The organism is Pseudomonas ogarae (assembly GCF_014268695.2).
Classification (GTDB): Bacteria; Pseudomonadota; Gammaproteobacteria; order Pseudomonadales; family Pseudomonadaceae; genus Aquipseudomonas; species Aquipseudomonas kilonensis.
Genome location: NZ_CP077086.1, coordinates 5,140,078 through 5,161,305, shown reverse-complemented (window position 1 = coordinate 5,161,305; position 21,228 = coordinate 5,140,078). Strand labels below are relative to the sequence as shown.

Annotated in this window: 21 protein-coding genes; 9 read left to right on the top strand and 12 right to left on the bottom strand. The window is 62.0% G+C overall.

What is annotated here, in order from left to right; translation table 11 throughout:
* Nucleotides 1–119: 119 nt before the first annotated feature.
* Both HU749_RS22630 and HU749_RS22625 read right to left on the bottom strand, forming a co-directional pair.
* Complete coding sequence (locus HU749_RS22630; protein WP_202888910.1) at nt 120–845, bottom strand: 4'-phosphopantetheinyl transferase family protein; 726 nt, start codon at nt 843–845, stop codon at nt 120–122.
* Between the two features lie 132 nt (nt 846–977).
* Nucleotides 978–1,769: a dienelactone hydrolase family protein gene (locus HU749_RS22625; RefSeq protein WP_046062532.1), complete on the bottom strand. Its 792-nt coding sequence runs from the start codon at nt 1,767–1,769 to the stop codon at nt 978–980.
* Nucleotides 1,770–1,913: 144 nt separating this feature from the next.
* Between HU749_RS22625 and HU749_RS22620 the strand changes: the two genes are divergently transcribed.
* From HU749_RS22620 to HU749_RS22610, 3 genes are all read left to right on the top strand, one after another.
* Complete coding sequence (locus HU749_RS22620) at nt 1,914–2,513, top strand: membrane protein (RefSeq protein WP_014339773.1); 600 nt, start codon at nt 1,914–1,916, stop codon at nt 2,511–2,513.
* 105 nt (nt 2,514–2,618) lie between these two features.
* On the top strand, nt 2,619–3,296 hold the full coding sequence (locus tag HU749_RS22615; RefSeq protein ID WP_013694070.1) for a response regulator: 678 nt from the start codon (nt 2,619–2,621) through the stop codon (nt 3,294–3,296).
* Nucleotides 3,293–4,639, top strand: a complete 1,347-nt coding sequence (locus HU749_RS22610) for an ATP-binding protein (protein ID WP_079305456.1) — start codon at nt 3,293–3,295, stop codon at nt 4,637–4,639. The genes HU749_RS22615 and HU749_RS22610 overlap by 4 nt, the downstream gene beginning before the upstream one ends.
* Nucleotides 4,640–4,803: 164 nt before the next feature.
* Here the strand turns inward: HU749_RS22610 and HU749_RS22605 are convergent, their stop codons facing one another.
* Nucleotides 4,804–5,802, bottom strand: a complete 999-nt coding sequence (locus HU749_RS22605) for an AraC family transcriptional regulator (protein WP_046062529.1) — start codon at nt 5,800–5,802, stop codon at nt 4,804–4,806.
* Between the two features lie 333 nt (nt 5,803–6,135).
* Here HU749_RS22605 and HU749_RS22600 point away from each other — a divergent pair, with 333 nt between their 5' ends.
* Together HU749_RS22600 and HU749_RS22595 are read left to right on the top strand one after the other, a co-directional pair.
* Complete coding sequence (locus HU749_RS22600; RefSeq protein WP_079305458.1) at nt 6,136–7,464, top strand: dicarboxylate/amino acid:cation symporter; 1,329 nt, start codon at nt 6,136–6,138, stop codon at nt 7,462–7,464.
* 313 nt (nt 7,465–7,777) lie between these two features.
* Entirely contained in the window at nt 7,778–8,959 is a 1,182-nt protein-coding gene (locus HU749_RS22595) for a CaiB/BaiF CoA transferase family protein (protein ID WP_095961823.1), read from the top strand.
* 120 nt (nt 8,960–9,079) lie between these two features.
* Here HU749_RS22595 and HU749_RS22590 read toward each other — a convergent pair whose 3' ends face one another.
* Nucleotides 9,080–9,574: a SprT family zinc-dependent metalloprotease gene (locus tag HU749_RS22590; protein WP_014339767.1), complete on the bottom strand. Its 495-nt coding sequence runs from the start codon at nt 9,572–9,574 to the stop codon at nt 9,080–9,082.
* 174 nt (nt 9,575–9,748) lie between these two features.
* Nucleotides 9,749–10,351 carry a Yip1 family protein gene (locus tag HU749_RS22585; RefSeq protein WP_014339766.1) on the bottom strand — a complete coding sequence of 201 codons (603 nt, stop codon included), beginning with the start codon at nt 10,349–10,351 and terminating at the stop codon, nt 9,749–9,751.
* Nucleotides 10,352–10,631: 280 nt separating this feature from the next.
* On the opposite strand from HU749_RS22585, the gene ttcA reads away from it, so the two are divergent.
* From ttcA to HU749_RS22570, 3 genes are all read left to right on the top strand, one after another.
* Nucleotides 10,632–11,456, top strand: a complete 825-nt coding sequence (gene ttcA, locus HU749_RS22580) for a tRNA 2-thiocytidine(32) synthetase TtcA (protein WP_014339765.1) — start codon at nt 10,632–10,634, stop codon at nt 11,454–11,456.
* Nucleotides 11,457–11,926: 470 nt separating this feature from the next.
* Nucleotides 11,927–13,348: a group II intron reverse transcriptase/maturase gene (gene ltrA, locus HU749_RS22575; protein ID WP_052967978.1), complete on the top strand. Its 1,422-nt coding sequence runs from the start codon at nt 11,927–11,929 to the stop codon at nt 13,346–13,348.
* A 91-nt stretch (nt 13,349–13,439) separates the two neighbouring features.
* Nucleotides 13,440–14,114: a DNA-3-methyladenine glycosylase I gene (locus HU749_RS22570; RefSeq protein WP_014339764.1), complete on the top strand. Its 675-nt coding sequence runs from the start codon at nt 13,440–13,442 to the stop codon at nt 14,112–14,114.
* 98 nt (nt 14,115–14,212) lie between these two features.
* On the opposite strand, the gene HU749_RS22565 is transcribed toward HU749_RS22570, so the two are convergent.
* The 3 genes from HU749_RS22565 to arsC are packed head-to-tail and all read right to left on the bottom strand — an operon-like array spanning nt 14,213 to nt 15,586.
* Nucleotides 14,213–14,638, bottom strand: a complete 426-nt coding sequence (locus HU749_RS22565; RefSeq protein WP_046062525.1) for a DUF2069 domain-containing protein — start codon at nt 14,636–14,638, stop codon at nt 14,213–14,215.
* The gene (gene wrbA / locus HU749_RS22560) at nt 14,631–15,236 is read right to left on the bottom strand and encodes an NAD(P)H:quinone oxidoreductase (RefSeq protein WP_079305464.1); all 606 of its coding nucleotides are present in this window, start codon (nt 15,234–15,236) and stop codon (nt 14,631–14,633) included. The genes HU749_RS22565 and wrbA overlap by 8 nt, the downstream gene beginning before the upstream one ends.
* A complete protein-coding gene (gene arsC, locus HU749_RS22555) occupies nt 15,233–15,586 on the bottom strand; it encodes an arsenate reductase (glutaredoxin) (protein WP_079305466.1) in 354 nt (117 codons plus the stop codon). The genes wrbA and arsC overlap by 4 nt, the downstream gene beginning before the upstream one ends.
* 114 nt (nt 15,587–15,700) lie before the next feature.
* Here arsC and HU749_RS22550 point away from each other — a divergent pair, with 114 nt between their 5' ends.
* Nucleotides 15,701–16,168 carry a TlpA family protein disulfide reductase gene (locus HU749_RS22550; protein ID WP_046062523.1) on the top strand — a complete coding sequence of 156 codons (468 nt, stop codon included), beginning with the start codon at nt 15,701–15,703 and terminating at the stop codon, nt 16,166–16,168.
* A gap of 198 nt (nt 16,169–16,366) precedes the next feature.
* Here the strand turns inward: HU749_RS22550 and HU749_RS22545 are convergent, their stop codons facing one another.
* The 4 genes from HU749_RS22545 to HU749_RS22530 all read right to left on the bottom strand — a co-directional run bounded on the left by HU749_RS22545 (nt 16,367) and on the right by HU749_RS22530 (nt 21,221).
* Nucleotides 16,367–16,771, bottom strand: coding sequence for an META domain-containing protein (locus HU749_RS22545; protein WP_014339759.1), 405 nt, complete (start codon nt 16,769–16,771; stop codon nt 16,367–16,369).
* Nucleotides 16,771–17,205, bottom strand: coding sequence for a hypothetical protein (locus HU749_RS22540; protein WP_024619740.1), 435 nt, complete (start codon nt 17,203–17,205; stop codon nt 16,771–16,773). The genes HU749_RS22545 and HU749_RS22540 overlap by 1 nt, the downstream gene beginning before the upstream one ends.
* 209 nt (nt 17,206–17,414) lie before the next feature.
* Nucleotides 17,415–18,404: a 2-hydroxyacid dehydrogenase gene (locus HU749_RS22535; protein WP_046062522.1), complete on the bottom strand. Its 990-nt coding sequence runs from the start codon at nt 18,402–18,404 to the stop codon at nt 17,415–17,417.
* 66 nt (nt 18,405–18,470) lie between these two features.
* Nucleotides 18,471–21,221, bottom strand: coding sequence for a response regulator (locus tag HU749_RS22530; protein ID WP_079305468.1), 2,751 nt, complete (start codon nt 21,219–21,221; stop codon nt 18,471–18,473).
* Nucleotides 21,222–21,228 lie beyond the last annotated feature (7 nt).

Sequence of the window (21,228 nt, the reverse complement as noted above, 5' to 3'; positions counted from 1 at the left end):
TGATCGACCGCCATCGCGGGCAAGCCTTGCTCCCACAGATCAGTGCTCCCTGATTTAAGTGTGGTTTGCTGTGGGAGCAAGGCTTGCCCGCGATGAGGCCCTGAAAAGCAGCACAGCTCTCAGGCCTTGATCCCTACCAGGCTCAATAGCTGCCCATCCTTCACCCCAAACTGCGCCTGCAGTTCACTGCCATGGCACCACTCGGCAGACAGGTCCGTCAGCAAACGCAGGCGCACCTGCCCTTCGGGTGTCCAGTCCAGCACCTCGGCATGCTCGAAATAAAAGCGTTGCCTGACGATCGGATACAGCGCCTTGAACAGGCTTTCCTTCACTGAAAAGGTCAGGGTCACCAGCAAGGCCCGGTCATCGCTGGCGAGACTGGTCATGCGCTGCAACTCTGGCGAGGTGAGGATTTCGCCGGCCAGGCGTTCGGCGCGCTCGGGGTCGAGCAGGTTTTCCACGTCCATGCCCAGCCCTTGCCAGTGATCTTTTTTCGCGACGATGGCCGCTGCACGGCCCGTGCTGTGGGTGATCGAACCGCTGACATGGGCCGGCCACACCGGGGCGCGGTCTTCGCCGATGGCCGGCACGCAGGCCAGGCCGTCGAGCCGCTGCAACGCCGCCCGGGCGCAGATCCGACCGGCCAGGAATTCTGCCTGGCGCTTGGCGACCGAGCGCTGGATGCTCGCCGGTGGTTCGATGGCGCTGTTGGGGAAGTCGGTGCTCACCAGCAGCAACGGGTCGAAGCGGGTGCTCAGCAGCACCGTATCGGGCAGGGCATCGGGCAAGAGCCAATGTTCATCCAAAGGCGAGCAGCAGGCGGGCAGGGTGGGGAGTGTATTCATGCCAGGCATTTTGCCGGGTTGGCGGGAGGCTGGGTAGTGGGGCGTGCGTATGGCGCAGGGACACGCTTTTGTGGCGAGGGAGCAAGCTCCCTCGCCACAAAAACATCATTTTTCCAGCTGAAAGAACTGCTCTCAGCCAAAGATTTTCTTGAAGAACTTCTGCATATCCGCCCACGACTTCTCATCGGCTTCCTTGTTGTAGCCAATGTCCGGGCCGCCATGTTCGCCGTGGCTCAAACGGTCGGCGTCGGGGTTGCTGAAGCCATGCTTGGCACCTTCGAGGCTGACGAATTTGTAGTCGGCGCCGGCCTTGTCCATCTCACTCTTGAACGCGGTGACGTTGTCCTGGGTGACCATGCTGTCCAGGGCGCCATGCTCGACCAGCACCTTGGCCTTGACGCTGCCCGGCGTTGCCGGGGTGTTGGTCACCAATGCACCGTGGAAACTCACCACGCCGGCCAGCGGCACACCCTGGCGCGCCGCATCGAGCACCACCTTGCCGCCGAAGCAATAGCCGATGGCAGCGAGTTTGTCCGGATCGGTCTGAGGCTGTTTCTTCAGCAGGTCGAGACCGGCCTGGAAGCGGGCACTGGCCGCCTTGCCGTCCTTGAGCGCCGCCTGCATGAAGGCCATGGCGTCCTTGGGGTGCTCGGTGTTCTTGCCGTCGCCGTACATGTCGATGGCCAGGGCGCTATAGCCCAGGCCGGCGAGGTCACGGGCACGGCGCTTGGCGTAGTCGTTCAGCCCCCACCATTCATGCACCACCACCACGCCCGGGCGCGGGCCTTTGACGGCGTCGTCATACGCGTAATAGCCGATCAGCTTGGTGCCGTCGGCACTGGTGTAGGGGAGTTCCTGGGTCTGGATGGCGGCGTGGCTCACGCCGCTCATGGCCAGAAGTACAACAGCAAGCAGCCTGCGCATGACGGATCTCCTTATAAAAGTGGTCCGCACAGATTAGCCGATTCATTCAGCGCAGGTTCAGAGAACGTTCAAGGGGTGTTCAGGAACCGCTGGTTAAGGTGACCACGACTTCACAAAACATCCACGCTGCAAAGGAACTTGACCATGACTGCTATGAAAAAACTGCTGTTGGCTTTCACCGTGCTGGGCGCCACTGCCATGGCCCACGCCGATGACAATTTCGCCAGCCTGACCCTTGGCCAGACCAGCGACAAGGTGAAGAAGTCCGACGCCTTGGACAGCGCCCTGAACAACCCGAACGCCGACGGCGTCATCGGCAAGGACACCACGTATGGCCTGCGACTGGGCAAGCAAAACGACCAGGGCCGCTACTACGCCACCTACGACAATGTTTCGGGCACCCATAACGGCATCAAGCTGCGCCAGGAGAACCTGCTGGGCAGCTACGATGTGTTCTATCCGGTCACCAGCAGCACCAAACTGTTCGGTGGCGGTACGGCGGGCCTGACCAAGCTGACCCAGGATTCTCCTGGCTTCAGCCGCGACAGCGACATCGGCTACGCCGTGGGCTTGCAAGGGGGCGTGCTGCAACAAATTTCGCAAAACACCTCGGTTGAACTGGGTTACCGTTACCTGCGCAGCAACGCCAGCACCGAGATGAGCCCGCACGGTGGCGACAAGGTCGGCTCGCTGGACCTGACCAGCAGCGCCCAGACGTACCTGTCCGCCAACTACACGTTCTAAGCGGTCGATGGTGAGCGTATCCAGCCGGATCGGTCGAAGACGATCCGGCGCCTTTCGTTGAGGTGCGCCGCACTGGATTGTTTGATTTGCCTGGGGAGAGGCTCCATGAAATTACTGGTCGTCGAAGACGAAGCGCTGTTGCGTCACCACCTGCAAACCCGTCTCACCGACAGCGGCCATGTGGTGCAGGCCGTGGCCAATGCCGAAGAGGCCTTGTACCAGGTCCGGGAATTCAATCATGACCTGGCGGTGATCGACCTGGGCCTGCCGGGGATCAGCGGGCTGGAGCTGATCCGCCGGCTGCGCTCACAGGACAAGACGTTTCCGATCCTGATCCTGACTGCCCGCGGCAACTGGCAGGACAAGGTCGAAGGCTTGGCCGCCGGTGCCGATGACTACGTGGTCAAGCCGTTCCAGTTCGAAGAGCTGGAGGCCCGGTTGAACGCCCTGTTGCGCCGCTCCAGTGGTTTTACCCAATCGACCATCGTGGCCGGCCCGTTGCTGCTCGACCTCAACCGCAAGCAGGCGTCCCTCGGTGAGGAGCCGTTGGCGTTGACGGCCTACGAATACCGCATCCTCGAATACCTCATGCGCCATCACCAGCAAGTGGTGGCCAAGGACCGCTTGATGGAGCAGCTTTATCCCGATGACGACGAGCGTGATCCCAATGTCATCGAGGTGCTGGTCGGACGCCTGCGCCGTAAGCTGGAAGCCCCCGCCGGCTTCAAGCCCATCGACACCGTGCGTGGCTTGGGCTACCTGTTCAACGAGCGCTGCCAGTGATTCGTTCGCTTCGCCTGCGGCTGATGCTGGCCGCCATGACCCTGGCGGTGCTGTTCATGCTGGCCTTGTTGCCGGCCATGCAAGGCGCGTTCAGCCTGGCGTTGCAGGAATCCATCGAGCAACGCCTGGCCTCGGACGTGACCACGCTGATTTCCGCCGCCCGGGTGGAGAACAACCGCTTGAAGATGCCGGCGCAGTTGCCCGATGAGCGTTTCAACCTCGCCGATGCCCGCTTGCTGGGCTACATCTATGATCGCGAGGGGCGGTTGGTCTGGCGGTCGAAGGCCACCCAGGAAGAAAACATCAACTACACGCCGCGCTATGACGGCCAGGGCAATCAGTTCGCGCGCATTCGCGAGAACGACGGCCAGGAGTTTTTTGTCTATGACGTCGAAATCAAGTTGCTCGGCGGCCAGAGTGCGGCGTTCAGCATCGTCACCCTGCAACCGGTGCGCGACTACGAAGTGACCCTGCAAGGGCTGCGGGACAATCTCTACCTGGGCTTTGGCGCAGCCCTTTTGGTGTTGCTGGCGCTGTTGTGGATCGGCCTGACCTGGGGGCTTCGGGCGCTGCGGCGCCTGAGCCAGGAGCTCGACGAAATCGAAAGCGGAGCCCGGGAAAGTCTCAGTACCGAACATCCCCGGGAACTGCTGCGCCTGACCGGTTCCCTCAACCGCTTGCTGTACAGCGAGCGGGAGCAGCGCAGCCGTTATCGCGACTCCCTCGATGACCTGGCCCACAGCTTGAAGACCCCGCTGGCGGTGTTGCAGGGCGTCAGCGAGGACATGGCCCGGCGCCCCGAGGATCGTGGCCAGGCCTGGGTGCTGCAATCCCAGATCGAGCGCATGAGCCAGCAGATCGGTTACCAGTTGCAGCGCGCCAGCCTGCGCAAAAGCGGGCTGGTACGCCATCAGGTGCCCTTGCGCCCGGTGCTGCAAAGCCTGTGCGACACCTTGGACAAGGTCTATCGCGACAAACGGGTCAATGTCAGTTTCGATTTGCCGGAGCACTGCCAGGTGCCGATCGAACAGGGTGCCTTGCTGGAGATGCTCGGCAATCTGCTGGAGAACGCCTATCGGCTGTGCCTGGGCGAGGTGCGCATCAGCATGCACCAGACCCTCGGCGGCACGGAGTTGAGTGTCGAGGACGACGGGCCGGGCGTGCCACCGGATCAACGTGCGCGGATTCTCCAGCGGGGTGAGCGGCTGGATCGCCAGCACCCGGGGCAGGGTATCGGCCTGGCGGTGGTCAAGGACATCATCGAGAGCTACGGCGCCAAGCTGACCCTGGGGGATTCAGAGCTGGGCGGGGCGGCGTTCCGGATTCATTTTCCGGTGGTCTGACTGGAATATTTTCGGCGGGGTTGCCGGCCTTTGTGGCGAGGGAGCTTGCTCCCGCTCGAGTGCGCAGCGCTCGCAAATTTTTGGGGCCGCTTCGCAGCCCAGCGGGAGCAAGCTCCCTCGCCACAGGAGACGGTAGATACACCACAGAAAGTGGATGCCACCACTCAGTTTTCCAACGCCCGATAAGCCCCCGGCGTCAGCCCCGTCCACTTCTTGAACGCCCGGTGAAACGCCGACGGCTCTGAGAACCCCAACTGCTCGGCAATCTGCTGCAACGACAAGTCCGCACGCCCCAAGTGGTAGATGGCGATATCCCGCCGCAGCTGATCCTTGAGTTCCTGGAAGCTGGTGCCTTCCTCCCGCAAATGCCGGCGCAAGGTCTGCGGGCTGATGTGCAAATGGGCAGCGACGGTGTCCAGGTCGGGCCAGCGCGCGGTGTCGCGGCTGAGCAAGCGGCGTAGCTGGCTGCTCAGGCTGTGGCCATCGTCCGGGCGCGACAGCAGGTCGGCGGGGGAGCGTTCGAGGAAATGCTTGAGGGTGCGTTCGTCCTGCAGCAGCGGCATGTCCAGGTAGCGGCTGTGGAACAGCAGGCTGCTGCTGCGCGCTTCGAACATCAGCGGACAGGGAAAAAGTAGGTCGTATTCGGCACCGTGGGCAGGTTTGGCGTAGCCGAAGGTCGCCTGTTCCAGACCGATCCGCTGGCCGATCAGCCAACTGGCGAGGCGATGCCAGACCACCAGCAGGCTTTCAGTCAGGAAGTGATCCGGGTCCCACAGCGTCGAATCGTCCAGCACCAGCCGCACTCGCTCGCCTTCGGCTTCCAGCGTCAGGCGCGGGGCGTCGGGGAGCAAACTGTAGAACAGCAAGCCGCGCTGAAGGGCCTTGCCCAGGGTCCGACAGTGGATCAACGCGTGACACATCATGGCAAACGTCCCGGGTTTGCTCGCAGCCCTGCCGAACCCCAGGTATTCGTCCCCCAATGCCAGCCACAGCGCCTGCAACAGGCGTGCGAACTGCTCTGGCGCAATCCGCGCGCGCGGCTCATCCAACAGCTCTGGGCTGATGCCCAGTTGTTGCAGCACAGGAAAATAGTCGAAGCCTTGCCGACGTGCGCCGCCCAGGGCTGCGCGAGCGAAGTGGCTGGCGATCGTGCGTTGGCGCATGGCAGAAGTCCGTTCGTTAAGCGGGCGATGGTAGCAGGGCACTGGGACCCGACAAGGCGGATATCCGCCAAATCCCGGAGTGAGAAACTCTGCGTGGGCGGAAATCCGCCACCTTCCTCAGTCGTGTTTAGCCCTTGAGGAATCCATAAGCCCTTGTGCAATAAGGGTTGTAGGGTTTTTCCAAAAAATGGCACGAGCCTTGCGATAGAGCACACAGGTCTGCCGCGTGCAGCCGACAAAAAACAAATCCCTCCAGTGCAGGAGGGTTCGCAATTGAGGTGCCGTGGACGACAGGTGGAAGTCGTCAAACGGGACTCTTGAGGAAGGTTTGCCATGACGACTCGTCAGCCACTGTACAAATCCCTGTATTTCCAGGTGATCGTAGCCATTGCCATCGGTATTTTGCTCGGCCACTTCTACCCGCAGACCGGTGTTGCCCTCAAGCCATTCGGCGACGGGTTCATCAAACTGATCAAAATGGTCATCGCCCCCATCATCTTCTGTACCGTCGTCAGCGGCATCGGCGGCATGCAGAACATGAAGTCGGTCGGCAAGACTGGCGGCTATGCGCTGCTGTACTTTGAAATCGTTTCCACCATCGCCCTGCTGATCGGCCTGGTCGTGGTCAACGTCGTGCAACCGGGCGCCGGCATGCACATCGACGTGACGACCCTGGACACCAGCAAGATCGCCGGTTTCATCAATGCCAGTAAAGACCAGAGCATCATCGCCTTCATCCTCAACGTGATCCCGAACACCATCGTCGGTGCGTTCGCCAACGGCGACATCCTGCAGGTGCTGATGTTCTCGGTGCTCTTCGGTTTCGCCTTGCATCGCCTGGGCGCCTACGGCAAGCCGGTGCTGGACTTCATCGATCGCTTCGCCCACGTGATGTTCATCATCATCAACATGATCATGAAGCTGGCGCCAATCGGTGCGTTCGGTGCCATGGCGTTCACCATCGGCGCCTACGGTGTCGGTTCGCTGGTGCAACTGGGCCAGCTGATGATCTGCTTCTACATCACCTGCGTGGTGTTCGTCCTGGTGGTGCTGGGCGCCATCTGCCGCGCCCACGGCTTCAGCGTCGTCAAGCTGATCCGCTACATCCGTGAAGAACTGCTGATCGTGCTGGGCACTTCCTCGTCGGAATCGGCCCTGCCTCGCATGCTGATCAAGATGGAACGCCTGGGTGCCAAGAAGTCGGTCGTAGGCCTGGTCATCCCGACTGGCTACTCGTTCAACCTCGACGGTACTTCGATCTACCTGACCATGGCTGCGGTGTTCATCGCCCAGGCCACCGACACTCCAATGGACCTGACTCACCAGATCACCCTGTTGCTGGTGCTGCTGTTGTCGTCCAAAGGTGCTGCAGGCGTGACCGGTAGCGGCTTCATCGTACTGGCGGCCACCCTGTCGGCCGTGGGCACCTTGCCGGTGGCCGGCCTGGCGCTGATCCTGGGTATCGACCGCTTCATGTCCGAAGCCCGCGCCCTGACCAACCTGGTGGGCAACGCCGTCGCCACGATCGTGGTTGCCAAGTGGGTCAAGGAGCTGGACGAAGACCAGTTGCAGACCGAGCTGGCTTCCGGTGGTCGTGGTATCTCCGACGTCCGTGAAGAAGACGATCTGGTGGCAACGGCTGAAACCTCGCCAGCGAAGTAATCTTCAGGCTGTAATGAAAAACCCGCTTCGGCGGGTTTTTTTTGCACTCAATTTCAAGACGGACATGCTTTTTGTGGCGAGGGATTTATCCCGCATTCTGTGGGAGCAAGGCTTGCCCGCGATGCAGGCGATGCGGTCTTTCAGGAGTCGAGGCGCCTGTTTCGCGAGCAAGCTTTGCTCCCACAGCCCAGCGTCGCCACAAAGATTCCGTGCCAGCCATGAGCGCAATCGTCATTCGAAGTGACACCTGTGGTAATTGCCCCGCACTCAACCCCTGCCTAGTCTTTCACCATCACCCTCTCGGAGATCGCCCATGCAAGGCCCACTGGCATCGCTCAAGGTTCTGGACTTCTCGACCCTGCTGCCCGGCCCGTTCGCCTCGCTGTTGCTGGCGGACATGGGGGCCGAGGTGTTGCGCATCGAGTCGCCGACCCGCCAGGACCTGCTGCGGGTACTGCCGCCCCATGACCAGGGGGTATCGGCCAGCCACGCCTACCTCAACCGCAACAAGCGCAGCCTGGCCCTGGACCTCAAGCAACCGGAAGCGTTGGCGGTGGTCACGCAGTTGTTGGCGGACTACGACATCCTGCTGGAACAGTTCCGCCCCGGCGTGATGGAGCGACTGGGCCTGGGGTACGAGGCCTTGAAGGCGATCAATCCGCGGCTGATCTATGTGTCGATCACCGGCTACGGCCAGACCGGGCCCTACAAAGACCGCGCCGGTCACGACATCAATTACCTGGCCCTGGCGGGACTGGCCAGCCACACCGGTCGTGCCGACTGCGGTCCGTTGCCGCTGGGGATCCAGGCGGCAGACATCGCCGGTGGTTCGTTGCACGGGGTGATCGGGCTGTTGGCGGCGGTCATCGCCCGTCAGCAAACCGGGCAGGGTCAGCACCTGGACGTGAGCATGACTGACTGTGTGTTCAGCCTCAACGCCATGGCCGGTGCCGGTTACCTGGCCTGCGGTGTCGAGCCGGGTTGGGAAAAGCAGATGCTCAACGGCGGCAGCTTCTATGACTATTACCGCACCCGCGATGGTCGCTGGATGTCGGTGGGCAGCCTGGAACCGGCCTTCATGCAGGCGCTGTGCGAGGCCTTGGGGCGGCCGGAGCTCGCGGCCCAGGGGTTGTCGCCCAAGCCTGAACAACAATACGCGCTCAAGCAGGCACTGCAGGCCGAGTTCGAGAAGCATGACTTTGCCGAGCTGTGCAGCCTGTTTGCAGAAATCGATGCCTGCGTCGAGCCGGTACTGAGCCTGGAGGAAGCTGTCCGGCATCCGCAGTTACAGGCTCGGGAGCTGGTGACTCAGGTGCCCCGGGGCGATGGTTCGAGCCAGGCGCAGATGGCTTGCCCGTTGAGATTTTCCGAAGGGTTGCCCGAGCCTCGGCATATTGGCGCGGGGGTGGGGGCGCATACGGATCAGGTGTTGGGGGAGTTGGGGTTTAGTGCGCAGCGAATTGCTCAATTGCGGGATGCCAAGGTGATTTTGTAGTGCCCTTTGGGGCCATTTCGCGAGCAAGCTCGCTCCCACAGGGGATTTGCGTTGTACATGGATCCAGTGTGGGAGCGAGCCTGCTCGCGAAATGGCCCGCCCAGACACCACAAAGCCTGATTATTCGACCCGCGTCTCCCCACTGAACACCAAGGTATTGCGGCAGCTACGGCACAAATACCGCCGCCCCTGGCGCACCAGGCTGTGGCGCTGGGCCGAGAACGGGAAGTCGCTGCCGTCGCAGGGGCATTTGTAGATGTAGCGGGTCACGCTGCGGCGTTTGATTGCGTAGGTGTGACAGCGGTTGGGCGGCAGTTCGTAGACCCCGCGCATGATCAGTTGCCATTCCTCGCCATGGGGCTGGATGCGTTCGCCAAACAGTTGGTGGGCGATCAGGTGCGCGACTTCATGGGCGACGGTCTGCTTGAGGAAGTCTTCGGCGTTTTCCCGGTACAACTGTGGATTGAAGCGCAGCAGATTTTCATGCAGGTGCGCGACACCAGCCTTCTGGCCACGCAATTTGAAGCTGACCACCGGGCGTTTGAAAGGACGTTTGAAAAAGGATTCGGCTTGTTGGTAACACTCTTCGACGCGGGTATTGAGTTGCTCGAGCATGCTTTACGGGTCTCCAGAAGCCCGAGTATGCCGCAAGCGTCGGCCGTTGCGAATCGCTCAGGTGCCCAGTGGTCGTTTCGACAGCTCCAAACACAGGAAGGCCGCCTTGCGGCGGCCTGTGTCGGCAGATCCTGCTTTTTTATTGGAGGGTACTATCGGGACCGTTTCAATCCTTCAATTGGTATAGACCGGGCCGACGCCCAGCCCCCAGACGATGACCGTGAACGCCATGATGGCCACCAGCACCACCAGGCCGACGGCGAGTACCGAACTGGAAAACAGAAAACCTTCGTCCTGGGGAATGTTCATGAACGTCGGCAAGCCCACATACAGCAGGTAGACCGTGTAGCAGATCGCCGCCGTGCCGACGATCATCCCCAGCCACATGTGCGGGTAGAGCGCCGCCAGGCCGCCGATGAACAAAGGTGTCGCGGTGTAGGTGGCGAACGCAACGCAACGGGCCAGGCTCGGATTGGCATCGTAGGTACGGGCCATCCAGTGGATGAAGGCGCCCATCACTGCCACACCGCCCAACATGGCCAGGTACGACATGACGGTCATCCACAGCGCACTTTCCTGGGTGAGCATGACCGGTGGACGATTGCCGATGACCCATCCCACCTGCGTGGTGCCGATGAATGCCGATACCGCGGGAATGGCCGCCAGGATCAGCGTGTGGGTGAGGTACATGTGGCTGATGCTTTCCTCCTGATCGCCACGGATTTCTTTCCATTCTTGATCAGGGTGGGTAAAGAGCCCCACGACATGATGGATCATAGTCAGTCACTCCTTTGTTATTGCCATCGCCCCCCAACGGAGCGCCTACGGGCCAAATGGCCGGGTAAGTAAAGGTCTGTAAGTGTGTGCGACCTTATGTCGCAGTATAGAAAGGAGTCACTCCGAGGGGGATGGGGGGCTTAGAGCAAATCGCGCTGTAAAGGAAAAGGCTAATCGCGGCTTGATCTGTGGGCGCCACCTTGCTGGCAGGGGCGGTGCCACATCCGGGATTTTTTGCGTAAAATGCCGGCCTTTCGTCACACCTCACGGATTTCGCGTCATGGGCACTCTTACGGTCAACCAGAACAAACTGCAAAAGCGCCTGCGCCGCCAGGCCGGTGAGGCGGTCGCCGATTTCAACATGATCGAGGACGGCGACAAGGTCATGGTCTGCCTGTCCGGCGGCAAGGACAGCTACACCTTGCTCGATGTGCTGATGCATCTGCAGAAGGTTGCGCCGATCAAGTTCGACATCGTCGCGGTGAACATGGACCAGAAGCAGCCCGGGTTCCCCGAGCATGTGCTGCCGGCCTACCTCGAGTCGCTGGGCGTGGAATATCACATCGTCGAGAAAGACACCTATTCGGTGGTCAAGGAACTGATTCCCGAAGGCAAGACCACCTGTTCGCTGTGCTCACGCCTGCGGCGCGGAACGCTCTACACCTTCGCCGACGAGATCGGCGCAACCAAGATGGCCCTGGGGCACCACCGCGACGACATCGTCGAGACCTTCTTCCTTAACATGTTCTACAACGGCTCGCTCAAGGCCATGCCGCCCAAGCTGCGCGCCGATGACGGGCGCAATGTGGTGATCCGCCCGCTGGCCTATTGCAACGAGAAAGACATCCAGGCCTATTCGGATTTCAAGCAGTTCCCGATCATCCCCTGCAACCTGTGCGGCTCCCAGGAAAACCTGCAACGCCAGGTGGTCAAGGAAATGCTCCAGGAATGGGAGCGCAAGACCCCGGGCCGTACCGAGAGCATTTTCCGCGGCTTGCAGAATGTCATTCCGTCGCAACTGGCGGACCGCAACCTGTTCGACTTCACCAACCTGCGCATCGACGAAAACGCCACGCCGCGGTTCGTCAATGTGGTGAACCTCTGACTTTACCGATAGTTATTACGGCGCTTTCAAGCGCCGTTTTCATTGTGCGCCAGGCATGGCGCGTTGCGCGCAAGCGCAACCAGCTTGGCTGTGGTGGCCTCGCTGGTGACTTGGAGGTGAAAGTCCTCTACACACCCGGCAAGGGGAAGTGTTAGCCAGAGGCAAGGGTGTCGCGGGCGACTGCGAATCTGAAGGAAGCCCGAGGCAAAATGCTGGCCTGACGAATAGGAAGCGGATCAGGCGGCGTAGCGGGGTAAGGTGGCAATGACTACCAAAGCCCAATACTTGCACGGAACGCTGCGACGTAGATCCGACAGGCATAAGCAGGAAGGTCACGCGAATTACCCTGGGAGATCTGTACGTTTGCCATTGTGCTACCGGGCGTCGAGAGGCGACGGGATGAGCGTGCAGAAGTCAGCCGAAGCCATAGTAAGTGGCGGTTAACCTCGTCACCAAGGGCCGAACAGGTTATGCCGCCAGTAGGCGTCAGAGTCTCGTTGAATACCGAAATGCAGAAATTTCTCCCAGAGAAGACTGTTACTCCGAGTCCCGGACAGTATCCGAGGATGACGGCTGACAGCGCACAGGTATTGGCGGCGTCTGTGACGTGGACGAACGCGGAGCCGGACACGCTGATGGCGCGGGTGCTTGCACCGGCCAATCTCAGGCGTGCGTATCAACGCGTAGTCAGCAACAAGGGCGCACCGGGTGCCGATGGCATGACGGTCGACGACTTGGCGGGCTACGTGAAACAGTATTGGCCGATCCTCAAGGTTCGGTTGCTGGCCGGTGAGTACCACCCGCAAGGTGTACGCGCCGTCGACATCCCCAAACCCAAAGGCGGGACAAGACAACTGGGTATCCCCAGCGTCGTGGATCGCCTGATCCAACAAGCCCTGCTGCAACAGCTGACGCCAATCTTCGACCCTCTGTTCTCGGACTACAGCTACGGCTTTCGTCCGGGCAGAAGCGCTCACCAAGCCATCGAAACCGCTCGCGGCCATGTGGCAGCGGGTCACCGCTGGTGCGTGGAACTCGATCTGGAGAAGTTCTTTGATCGGGTCAACCACGATGTCCTGATGGCTTACGTGGCGCGTCAAATCGAAGACAAGCGTGTGCTCACGTTGATCCGTCGTTACCTCGAAGCGGGAACGATGTCAGGTGGACTCGTCAGCCGACGGCAGGAAGGGGCGCCGCAAGGCGGCCCGCTTTCGCCGTTGCTGTCGAACATCCTGCTCAACGAACTCGACAGCGAACTGGAACGGCGAGGTCATCGCTTCGTGCGCTACGCCGACGATGCAAACATCTATGTGCGCACTCCTCGTGCTGGTGCACGAGTGATGGCCGGTGTCGAGCGCTTCCTGAATCAGCGTCTGAAACTGACGCTGAATCGGGAAAAGAGCCGAGTAGCGGGGTCTTGGATGTGTGATTACCTGGGTTATGGGATGAGCTGGCATCAACAGCCGAAGCTGAGAGTGGCAACCATGAGCCTGCGTCGCTTGCGTGACCGACTCAGGGAGCTGCTGCGTGGTGCACGGGGTCGCAAGATGGCGAACGTCATCGAACGGATAAACCCCGTGTTGCGTGGTTGGGCGGGTTATTTCAAGTTAACTCAGGGCAAGCGCGCAATGGAGCAGCTTGATGGCTGGATACGTCACAAGCTGCGCTGTATCGTCTGGCGTCAATGGAAGCAGCCTTCAACGAGGGCGCGTAACCTGATGCGTCTGGGGCTCGACGAAGGGCGCGCCTGCAAGTCAGCGTCCAATGGCCGTGGCCCATGGTGGAGCTCGGGAGCGTCACATATGAATCAGGCGTTACCGAAGAAACTCTGGGATCAACTCGGGCTGGTCTCGATACTGGATACGATAAACCGGCTTAGCCGTGTAACCTGAACCGCCGTATACGGAACCGTACGTACGGTGGTGTGAGAGGACGGCGGATGTAAATCCGCCTCCTACTCGATTTTAACCCCCAGGAGAGGGCATGCGCGATTACAAGTGGCTGCACGAGTACTGTCTGAACCGCTTCGGTTCGGCGGCTGAACTGGAAGCCCACCTGCCGGTTCCCAAGACCCCGGCGCAATTGCGCAAGATCAGCGACGACCGCTACCTTTCGACCATGGCGCTGCGGGTATTTCGCGCCGGGCTCAAGCACAGCCTGGTGGACGCCAAGTGGCCGGCCTTTGAAGAGGTGTTCTTCAAGTTCGACCCGGAAAAAGTCGTGCTGATGAGCGCCGAGCACCTGGAGCGGTTGATGCAGGACGCGCGGATCATCCGCCATCTAGGCAAGCTCAAGAGCGTGCCGCGCAACGCGCAACTGATATTGGACGTGGCCCATGAAAAGGGCAGCTTCGGCGCGCTGGTCGCCGACTGGCCGGTGACCGACATCGTCGGCCTGTGGACCTACCTGAAAAAGCACGGCCATCAACTGGGCGGCCTGTCGGCGCCGCGCTTCTTGCGGATGATGGGCAAGGATACGTTTGTGCCCAGCTATGACGTCGTGGCCGCGCTCAATGCCCAGGAGATCATCGACAAGGTCCCCACCAGCCTGCGGGACCTGGCGACGGTGCAAAATGCCTTCAACCAGTGGCATGAAGAGAGTGGGGGACGGCCGATGTCGCAGATTTCGATGATGCTGGCTTACACCGTCAATCATTGAGACCGAGTTGCACCCATCGCGAGCAAGCTCGCTCCCACAGGGTTTTGTGAACGCCAAAGACCCAGTGCGGGAGCGAGCTTGCTCGCGATGGCGGCCTATCAGGCAACGGAGGGTTCACCTTCGCCAGCCAACCGCCGATTCAACTGAAACCGCCAACGCACATACAACAACGCCGAGCAGAACACCGCCACGCTCGCCGCCATTTCCAGCACGCCGAACAGTTGCCGGTTCGGGTCATAGGCCGCCAGCGCACCCTTGATGAAATACAAATTCACCACGAAGCACATCCACGAGTGTCCGCGGGCGCTGCCGGTGAGCATGCCGGGGGCGAGTATCAGCAGCGGCACCAGTTCGATCAGCAGAATGACCCAGGGGCGCGCGCCGTGCAGGTCGGCGATCAGCAGGTAGTACGCGCAGAGCAACCCCACCAGGCCGAAAAAGCACAGCAGGCTGATGACGCGGGCGAGGCGTACGCGCGGTTCCAGCCATTGGATCGAAGGCAGTATCTTCGGCTTCTTAGCCACGGCCGTTCTCCAGCAACAGGGCGGTTTTCGCCAGGCGCAAACCCAAGGCGCGGCACAGGGCGACCTCATGTTCGTTCAAGCCGCTTTTGCCGTCGGCCCCGGCGTGATGGCTCGGGCCATAGGGCGTACCGCCGCCCTGGGTGTCGATCAGGGCTGATTCGCTGTAGGGCAGGCCGGTGATCAGCATGCCGTGATGCAACAGCGGCAGCATCATCGACAGCAGGGTGGTTTCCTGGCCGCCGTGCAGGCTCGCGGTGGAGGTGAATACCCCGGCCGGTTTGCCCACCAGGGCGCCGGTCAGCCACAGGTTGCTGGTGCCGTCGAGAAAGTACTTGAGCGGCGCGGCCATGTTGCCGAACCGGGTCGGGCTGCCCAAGGCCAGGCCGGCACAGTTTTTCAGGTCATCGAGGCTGGCGTAGAGCGGGCCTTGTTCCGGGATGTCCGGGGAAACCACTTCGCACTCGGCAGAAATCGCCGGGACCGTACGCAACCTGGCTTCCAGCCCGGCCTGCTCGACACCACGGGCGATCTGCCGGGCCATTTCGTTGGTGGAGCCGCTGCGGCTGTAATACAGCACCAGGATGTACGGCGTGGTCACGGCAGGATCTCCAGGATTTTCTCCGGCGGACGGCCGATCATAGCCTTTTCCCCGGCTTCCAGAATCGGCCGTTCCATGAGCTTCGGGTGGGCGGCGATGGCCGCGATCAACTGGGCCTGGCTCAGGCTTTCGTCGGCCAGGTTCAAGTCTTTGTATTCGTCCTCGCCGGTGCGCAGCAGTTGCCGGGCGGTGATGCCGAGCTTGGCCAGCAGGCGTTCCAGGTGCGCGGCGTCGAGCGGGGTTTCCAGGTAGCGGACCACGGTGGGCGTCAGGCCACGGGCCTCCAACAGTTCCAGCGCACCGCGGGATTTCGAGCAGCGCGGGTTGTGATAAAGCGTCAGATCGGTCATGAGCGGGTCGCATCTTGCGTAAGGTGGCGGCTATTCTACTGTGCCGCGAAGCCCCTAGCACCTTAGAGAGGCGGCGGGTCGCAGCAGCGTTCACATTCAGACAAGGATTGGTACATGGCAAGGCGATTGACGGCAGCACTGACATTCATCGGCATTTTGTTGCTCGCCGGTTGCGGGAACGACTACGGCGTGGACCAGAACGGCCAGGCCATTGCCTCGCAGCGGCTGGACAAACAATGGGTGGTGCTCAACTACTGGGCCGAATGGTGTGCGCCGTGCCGTACCGAAATCCCGGAGTTCAATGCCTTGGCCGAACAGCTCAAGGGCCGCAACGTCGGTGTGTTCGGGGTCAACTTCGACCAGGTGCAGGGCGAAGAACTCAAGAGTGCCAGCGACAAGCTGGGGATTCGCTTCACGGTGCTGGCCCGGGATCCGGCCGAGATCTTCGACCTGCCTCGCAGCGAAGGGCTACCAGTGACGTACATCATCGATAACCAGGGCAAGGTGCGCGAGCAGTTGCTGGGAGAGCAGACGGCGGCGGGGGTGATGGCCAGGCTTGAGGCGTTGCAGGCGCTCAAGTGATCCCTATGTGGACATGGGAGCTTTTGTGGCGAGGGAGCTTGCTCCCGCTGGACTGCGCAGCAGGCCCCTGCATTCTGCCTGATGCATCAAAGTGACTGATGCATCCAGGGGCCGCTTCGCAGCCCAGCGGGAGCAAGCTCCCTCGCCACAGGATTAACATGTTCCTGGTCCAAGCAGGTGTGCCTGGACGCTCAGGCCTCAGCCCTCTTCCAGCCACCAACGCAGTGGCTTGCCCTGGGCCGGCCAGAAGCGCATTTGCTCGATGGGCGAGATATCCCAGCGCTCGACCTTTTCCAGGGCCTGCAAGAAGCGCGTTTCTTGCTCCATCACCGCCGGGGCGCAGAGTTTGCGCGTGCTGCCGATCTTGCCGAAGCTCAAGCGGTGGCCTTCCAGGGTATAGGGCGCGAACCAGTGGTTGCAGCCGCCATTGCCATAGGCGCGACCGTCATCCCCAAGGGTGATGGTCAGGTGGCTGTAGTCCATCAATGGCCGTTCACCGATCCACTCCAGGATGTAGCTGCGGTTATGTTGCAACTGCACAGGTTCAGCGGCACACCCCATCAGGCTCATGCCGATCGACGCGGACAGGGCCAAACGTTTCATCAGGCGGCTTCCTGGCATTTCGGGCATAGGTGTTTTTCACCCACGGTGGTCCAGCCCAGTTCGGCGATCCGTGCGGTGGCGGCCGGTTTCTGGGCCTTGACGCCGAGCTTGGCATCGACGGCGAATTCGAAGCTCAGTTCTTTGGCGCAGCTGTCGCAGTTGACCTGCCAAGTGTGGATCGCCAGTTCGCCGAACACCGGGCCGGTGGTCATGGCGGTCCATTGGCCCATGGGCTTGAGCAGGTGCCGCACGGTGTCCACGGTCAGGCGCATGGACAAGTCCTTGCTGCCCTTGAGCGTGACGAGCAACACATCATTGGCCTGGATCGAACCGCCATTGCCGGTGACTTGGTAGCGGCCCGGCGCCAGCGCGCGGACTTCGGTCAAGGTGTGCTGGGGGTTCATCAGGGTGTAGCGGAAATCATGTTCGGCCATGGGTCCTCCAAATAGGCGCGACATGCTAGCACGGGGCATGGCTTTGGATGGTCTCGATGGCGGGCATCTGGAGATCAGGCCGACGAAACTCCATCCCCTGTGGGAGCGAGCTTGCTCGCGATGGCAGTGTGTCAGTCAACATCGAGGCCGGCTGATGCACCGCCATCGCGAGCAAGCTCGCTCCCACAGGGTTTGTGCCGGCTCAAGGGTTAGCTGTCTACCAGGTTCTGCGGCGTGCCGGCCGCCCAGGCCGCGATGTTGTCCAGGGTGGTCATGGCAATCGCTGCCAACGCTTCATGGGTCAGGAACGCCTGGTGGGCGGTAACGATCACGTTGGGAAAGGTCAATAGCCGGGCCAGCACGTCATCCTGCAAGGGCAGGTCGGAGCGGTCCTTGAAAAACAACTGGGCCTCTTCCTCGTACACATCCAGGCCCAGGTAGCCCAACTGGCCGCTTTTCAAGGCCTCGATCAAGGCCGGTGTGTCCACCAGGCCGCCGCGTCCGGTGTTGATCAGCATGGCGCCGCGTTGCATCGCGGCAAGCGATTGAGCGTTGATCAGATGCCGGCTCTGTTCGTTCAGCGGGCAATGCAGGCTGATGATCTGCGCTTGCGCGAGCAGATCGGCCAAGGGCAGGTAGCGGGCGCCCAAGGCTTCGACCTGCGGGTTGGGGTAGGGGTCGTAGGCCAGCAGTTGGCAACCGAAGCCGGCCATGATCCGCGCGAACGTAGCGCCAATCTGCCCGGTGCCGATCACTCCGACGGTCTTGCCCACCAGGTCGAACCCGGTTAGCCCATGGAGGCTGAAATTGCCGTCCCGGGTGCGGTTGTAGGCGCGGTGCAGGCAGCGATTGAGGGCCATGATCAATGCCACGGCATGTTCGGCCACGGCATGGGGCGAGTAGGCCGGAACCCGGACGATACTCAAGCCCAGGCGCTTGGCGGCGAGCAGATCGACATGGTTGTAGCCGGCCGAGCGCAGGGCGATCAGCCGTGTGCCGCCTTCGGCCAGCCGCTCCAGCACCGGGGCGCTGAGGTCATCATTGATGAAGGCGCACACCACTTCATGCCGTTCGGCCAGGGCCACGGTGTCGAGGTTCAGGCGGGCGGGCTGGAATTGCAATTGAAGGCCCGCGGGCGTCGGGGCCTGGGTGAAGCTGTCGCGGTCGTAGGTCTGGCTGCTGAAAAAAATCACGCGCATGGCGGCCTCCTGGCATTGGTATAGATCCAGCTTAACCGCCATCGCTCCGGTCGCCATTGCCCTGGATCAGGCGCTGATACGCGCCTCGCTCGCCAGGCGGTTGATGGCCCGCTCCAATTCTTCCAGGGCGGCGGCGGCCTTGGGATCCTGTTGCTTGAGCAGGGTTTCGCTGCGCTGACAGGCCGCCCGCAATTGCGGTACGCCGCAGTAACGGGTGGCGCCGTGCAGGCGATGGACCCGTTCAATCAGCGCGTTGTGATCGTTGGCCTCGCTGGCCTGGCGGATCGCTTCGCGGTCGGCTTCCAGGGAGGCCAGCAGCATCGCCAGCATGTCCGCCGCCAGATCGGCCTTGCCGGCGGCCAGGCGCAGGCCTTCTTCGTGATCGAGCACCAGCAGTTCGCTGCCGCCCTGAGCGTCGCCGCTGCGCTCCGGCGATTGGTTGCGCAGGGCCAGGCCGGTCCATTTGAGCACCACCTGGGCCAGTTGCCGTTCACTGATGGGTTTGGTCAGGTAGTCGTCCATGCCGCTTTGCAGCAGGGCGCGCTTTTCGTTGGCCATGGCGTGGGCGGTGAGGGCGACGATCGGCAGCGGCGTGCAGTGCCGCTCGCTTTCCCACTGGCGGATCGCCTCGGTGCTCTGGCGACCGTCCATGCCGGGCATCTGCACGTCCATCAAGACCAGGTCGAAGGTTTCCTTCTGCACGGCCTTCACCGCCGCGTAGCCGCTTTCCACCGCCAGCACCTTGGCGCCCATGTCTTCGAGCAGGGTCTGCACCAGCAACAGGTTGGCCGGGTTGTCGTCCACGCACAGCACTTTCGGGGCGCGGCTGGAAACCGGCTCGTGGGGTTCGCTGCGGGTCGGGCGTGGGTTGACCAGGTCGGACAGCGAGCGGCGCAACTTGCGGGTGCAGGCCGGCTTGGCCTGGAGCTGGCTGTGAGGGTTGGGCACCGAGAGGTGGTACAGGGTCTGTTCGGTGGTGGGGCACAGCACGAGTACTTTGCAGCCCAGGTGCTCAAGGTCCCAGATGTGCTGGTTGAGGCGCTCCGGCGGCATGTCGTTGCTGGTGATGCCCAGTACGGCCAGATCGATGGCCTTATCAGTCTGATGAGCTACCGTGATGCCGTTGGTCAGGCTCTCCAGGGTGTTGAACGGCGTCACTTGCAGGCCGCAGTCCTCGAGCTGGTGCTGCAAGGCCTGGCGGGCCAGTTCGTGATTCTCCAGCACCGCCACGCGCCGGCCCAGCAAAGGCGGGCCAGGCAGGTCCTCGGCATCGTCACGGGTCTTGGGCAGGCGCAGGCTGATCCAGAACTCCGAACCCTCGCCCGGTGTGCTGTCGACGCCGATCTCACCGCCCATCTGTTCCACCAGGCGCTTGGATATCACCAGTCCCAGTCCGGTGCCACCCGGTTGCCGCGACAGCGAGTTGTCAGCCTGGCTGAACGCCTGGAACAGCGCTCGCACATCCTGGTTGGACAGGCCGATACCCGTGTCCTGGATGCTGATGCGCAACTGCACGCTGTCTTCGTGCTCGTCTTCGAGCATGGCCCGGGCGACGATGGTGCCCTCGCGGGTGAACTTGATGGCGTTGCTCACCAGGTTGGTGAGGATCTGCTTGAGGCGCAGCGGATCGCCCACCAGCGACAACGGCGTGTCACGGTAGACCAGGCTCACCAGTTCCAGCTGCTTGGCGTGGGCGGCGGGGGCGAGGATGGTCAGGGTGTCCTGCAGCAGGTCGCGCAGGTTGAACGGAATGCTGTCGAGCACCAGCTTGCCGGCCTCGATCTTCGAAAAGTCGAGGATCTCGTTGATGATCCCCAGCAGACTGTCGGCGGATTTTTCGATGGTGCCCAGGTAGTCGAGCTGGCGCGGGGTCAGTTCGCTTTTCTGCAACAGGTGGGTAAAACCGAGGATACCGTTGAGCGGCGTGCGGATTTCATGGCTCATGTTCGCCAGGAATTCGGATTTGATCCGGCTCGCTTCCAGGGCTTCCTTGCGGGCCAGGTCCAGCTCGATGTTCTGGATCTCGATGGTTTCCAGATTCTGGCGCACGTCTTCGGTGGCCTGGTCGATGCTGTGCTGCAATTCTTCCTGGGCGTTCTGCAAGGTACTGGCCATGCGGTTGATGCCCGAGGCCAGTTCATCCAGCTCCTGGCTACCCAGCGGCGGCAGGCGGGTTTCCAGATGGCCGTCCTTGAGTTGCGCCACGGCCTGCTTGATCTGGCTCAGTGGACGGTTGATCGTGCGGCCCATGCGCAGGGCCAGCAACGCGGTCAGGCCCAGGCCGGCGGCGATCAGCAGCAGGCTGGCGAACAGGCTGCGATAGCCGCGCAGCAACATGCCGCTGTGGGACAACTCCAGTTCGACCCAGCCCAACAGGCGGTCGGCTTCTTCGGGAATCAGTTCGCCCGCCAGGTTGCGGTGCTTGCCGAATACCGGCAGCAGGTAGCGCGTGGCGTCGTTGCCGGTGCGTTGCAGTAGCTGCGTGCTGTTGCCCTCCGGCGCCCGGTTGAGCATGGTCGGGCCGGCGTGGGCCAGCGGCGCGCGGTCGGGAGCAAGGAAGGTCACGGCGCGTACGTCCGTCTGCTCCAGGGACTGGGTGGCGATGCGCTCCAGCAGATCGGTGTCCTGGCGGCTCATGGCCGGGGCGACCAGCGGCGCAAGTTGTTCGGCGATCATCTCGCCACGTTGCAACAACTGGGCGTGCAGGTCCGATTGCTGCATCCAGGTGAAATAGCCGCCCAGGACCAGCGCCATCAGGCTGGTTGGCAACAGGGTCAGCAACAGCACGCGGCCTTTGATTCCCAGTTTCTTGAGCACACTTGTC

Bases quoted from the DNA above. Each gene is read 5' to 3' on its own strand.
- HU749_RS22605 (WP_046062529.1), bottom strand. From the start codon at position 5,802: ATGCGCCAACGCACGATCGCCAGCCACTTCGCTCGCGCAGCCCTGGGC.
- ltrA (WP_052967978.1), top strand. From the start codon at position 11,927: ATGCCGCCAGTAGGCGTCAGAGTCTCGTTGAATACCGAAATGCAGAAA.
- HU749_RS22615 (WP_013694070.1), top strand. From the start codon at position 2,619: ATGAAATTACTGGTCGTCGAAGACGAAGCGCTGTTGCGTCACCACCTG.
- HU749_RS22570 (WP_014339764.1), top strand. From the start codon at position 13,440: ATGCGCGATTACAAGTGGCTGCACGAGTACTGTCTGAACCGCTTCGGT.
- HU749_RS22630 (WP_202888910.1), bottom strand. From the start codon at position 845: ATGAATACACTCCCCACCCTGCCCGCCTGCTGCTCGCCTTTGGATGAA.
- HU749_RS22600 (WP_079305458.1), top strand. From the start codon at position 6,136: ATGACGACTCGTCAGCCACTGTACAAATCCCTGTATTTCCAGGTGATC.
- HU749_RS22590 (WP_014339767.1), bottom strand. From the start codon at position 9,574: ATGCTCGAGCAACTCAATACCCGCGTCGAAGAGTGTTACCAACAAGCC.
- HU749_RS22595 (WP_095961823.1), top strand. From the start codon at position 7,778: ATGCAAGGCCCACTGGCATCGCTCAAGGTTCTGGACTTCTCGACCCTG.
- ttcA (WP_014339765.1), top strand. From the start codon at position 10,632: ATGGGCACTCTTACGGTCAACCAGAACAAACTGCAAAAGCGCCTGCGC.
- HU749_RS22625 (WP_046062532.1), bottom strand. From the start codon at position 1,769: ATGCGCAGGCTGCTTGCTGTTGTACTTCTGGCCATGAGCGGCGTGAGC.
- HU749_RS22545 (WP_014339759.1), bottom strand. From the start codon at position 16,771: ATGAAACGTTTGGCCCTGTCCGCGTCGATCGGCATGAGCCTGATGGGG.
- HU749_RS22620 (WP_014339773.1), top strand. From the start codon at position 1,914: ATGACTGCTATGAAAAAACTGCTGTTGGCTTTCACCGTGCTGGGCGCC.
- arsC (WP_079305466.1), bottom strand. From the start codon at position 15,586: ATGACCGATCTGACGCTTTATCACAACCCGCGCTGCTCGAAATCCCGC.
- HU749_RS22550 (WP_046062523.1), top strand. From the start codon at position 15,701: ATGGCAAGGCGATTGACGGCAGCACTGACATTCATCGGCATTTTGTTG.
- HU749_RS22535 (WP_046062522.1), bottom strand. From the start codon at position 18,404: ATGCGCGTGATTTTTTTCAGCAGCCAGACCTACGACCGCGACAGCTTC.
- HU749_RS22540 (WP_024619740.1), bottom strand. From the start codon at position 17,205: ATGGCCGAACATGATTTCCGCTACACCCTGATGAACCCCCAGCACACC.
- HU749_RS22585 (WP_014339766.1), bottom strand. From the start codon at position 10,351: ATGATCCATCATGTCGTGGGGCTCTTTACCCACCCTGATCAAGAATGG.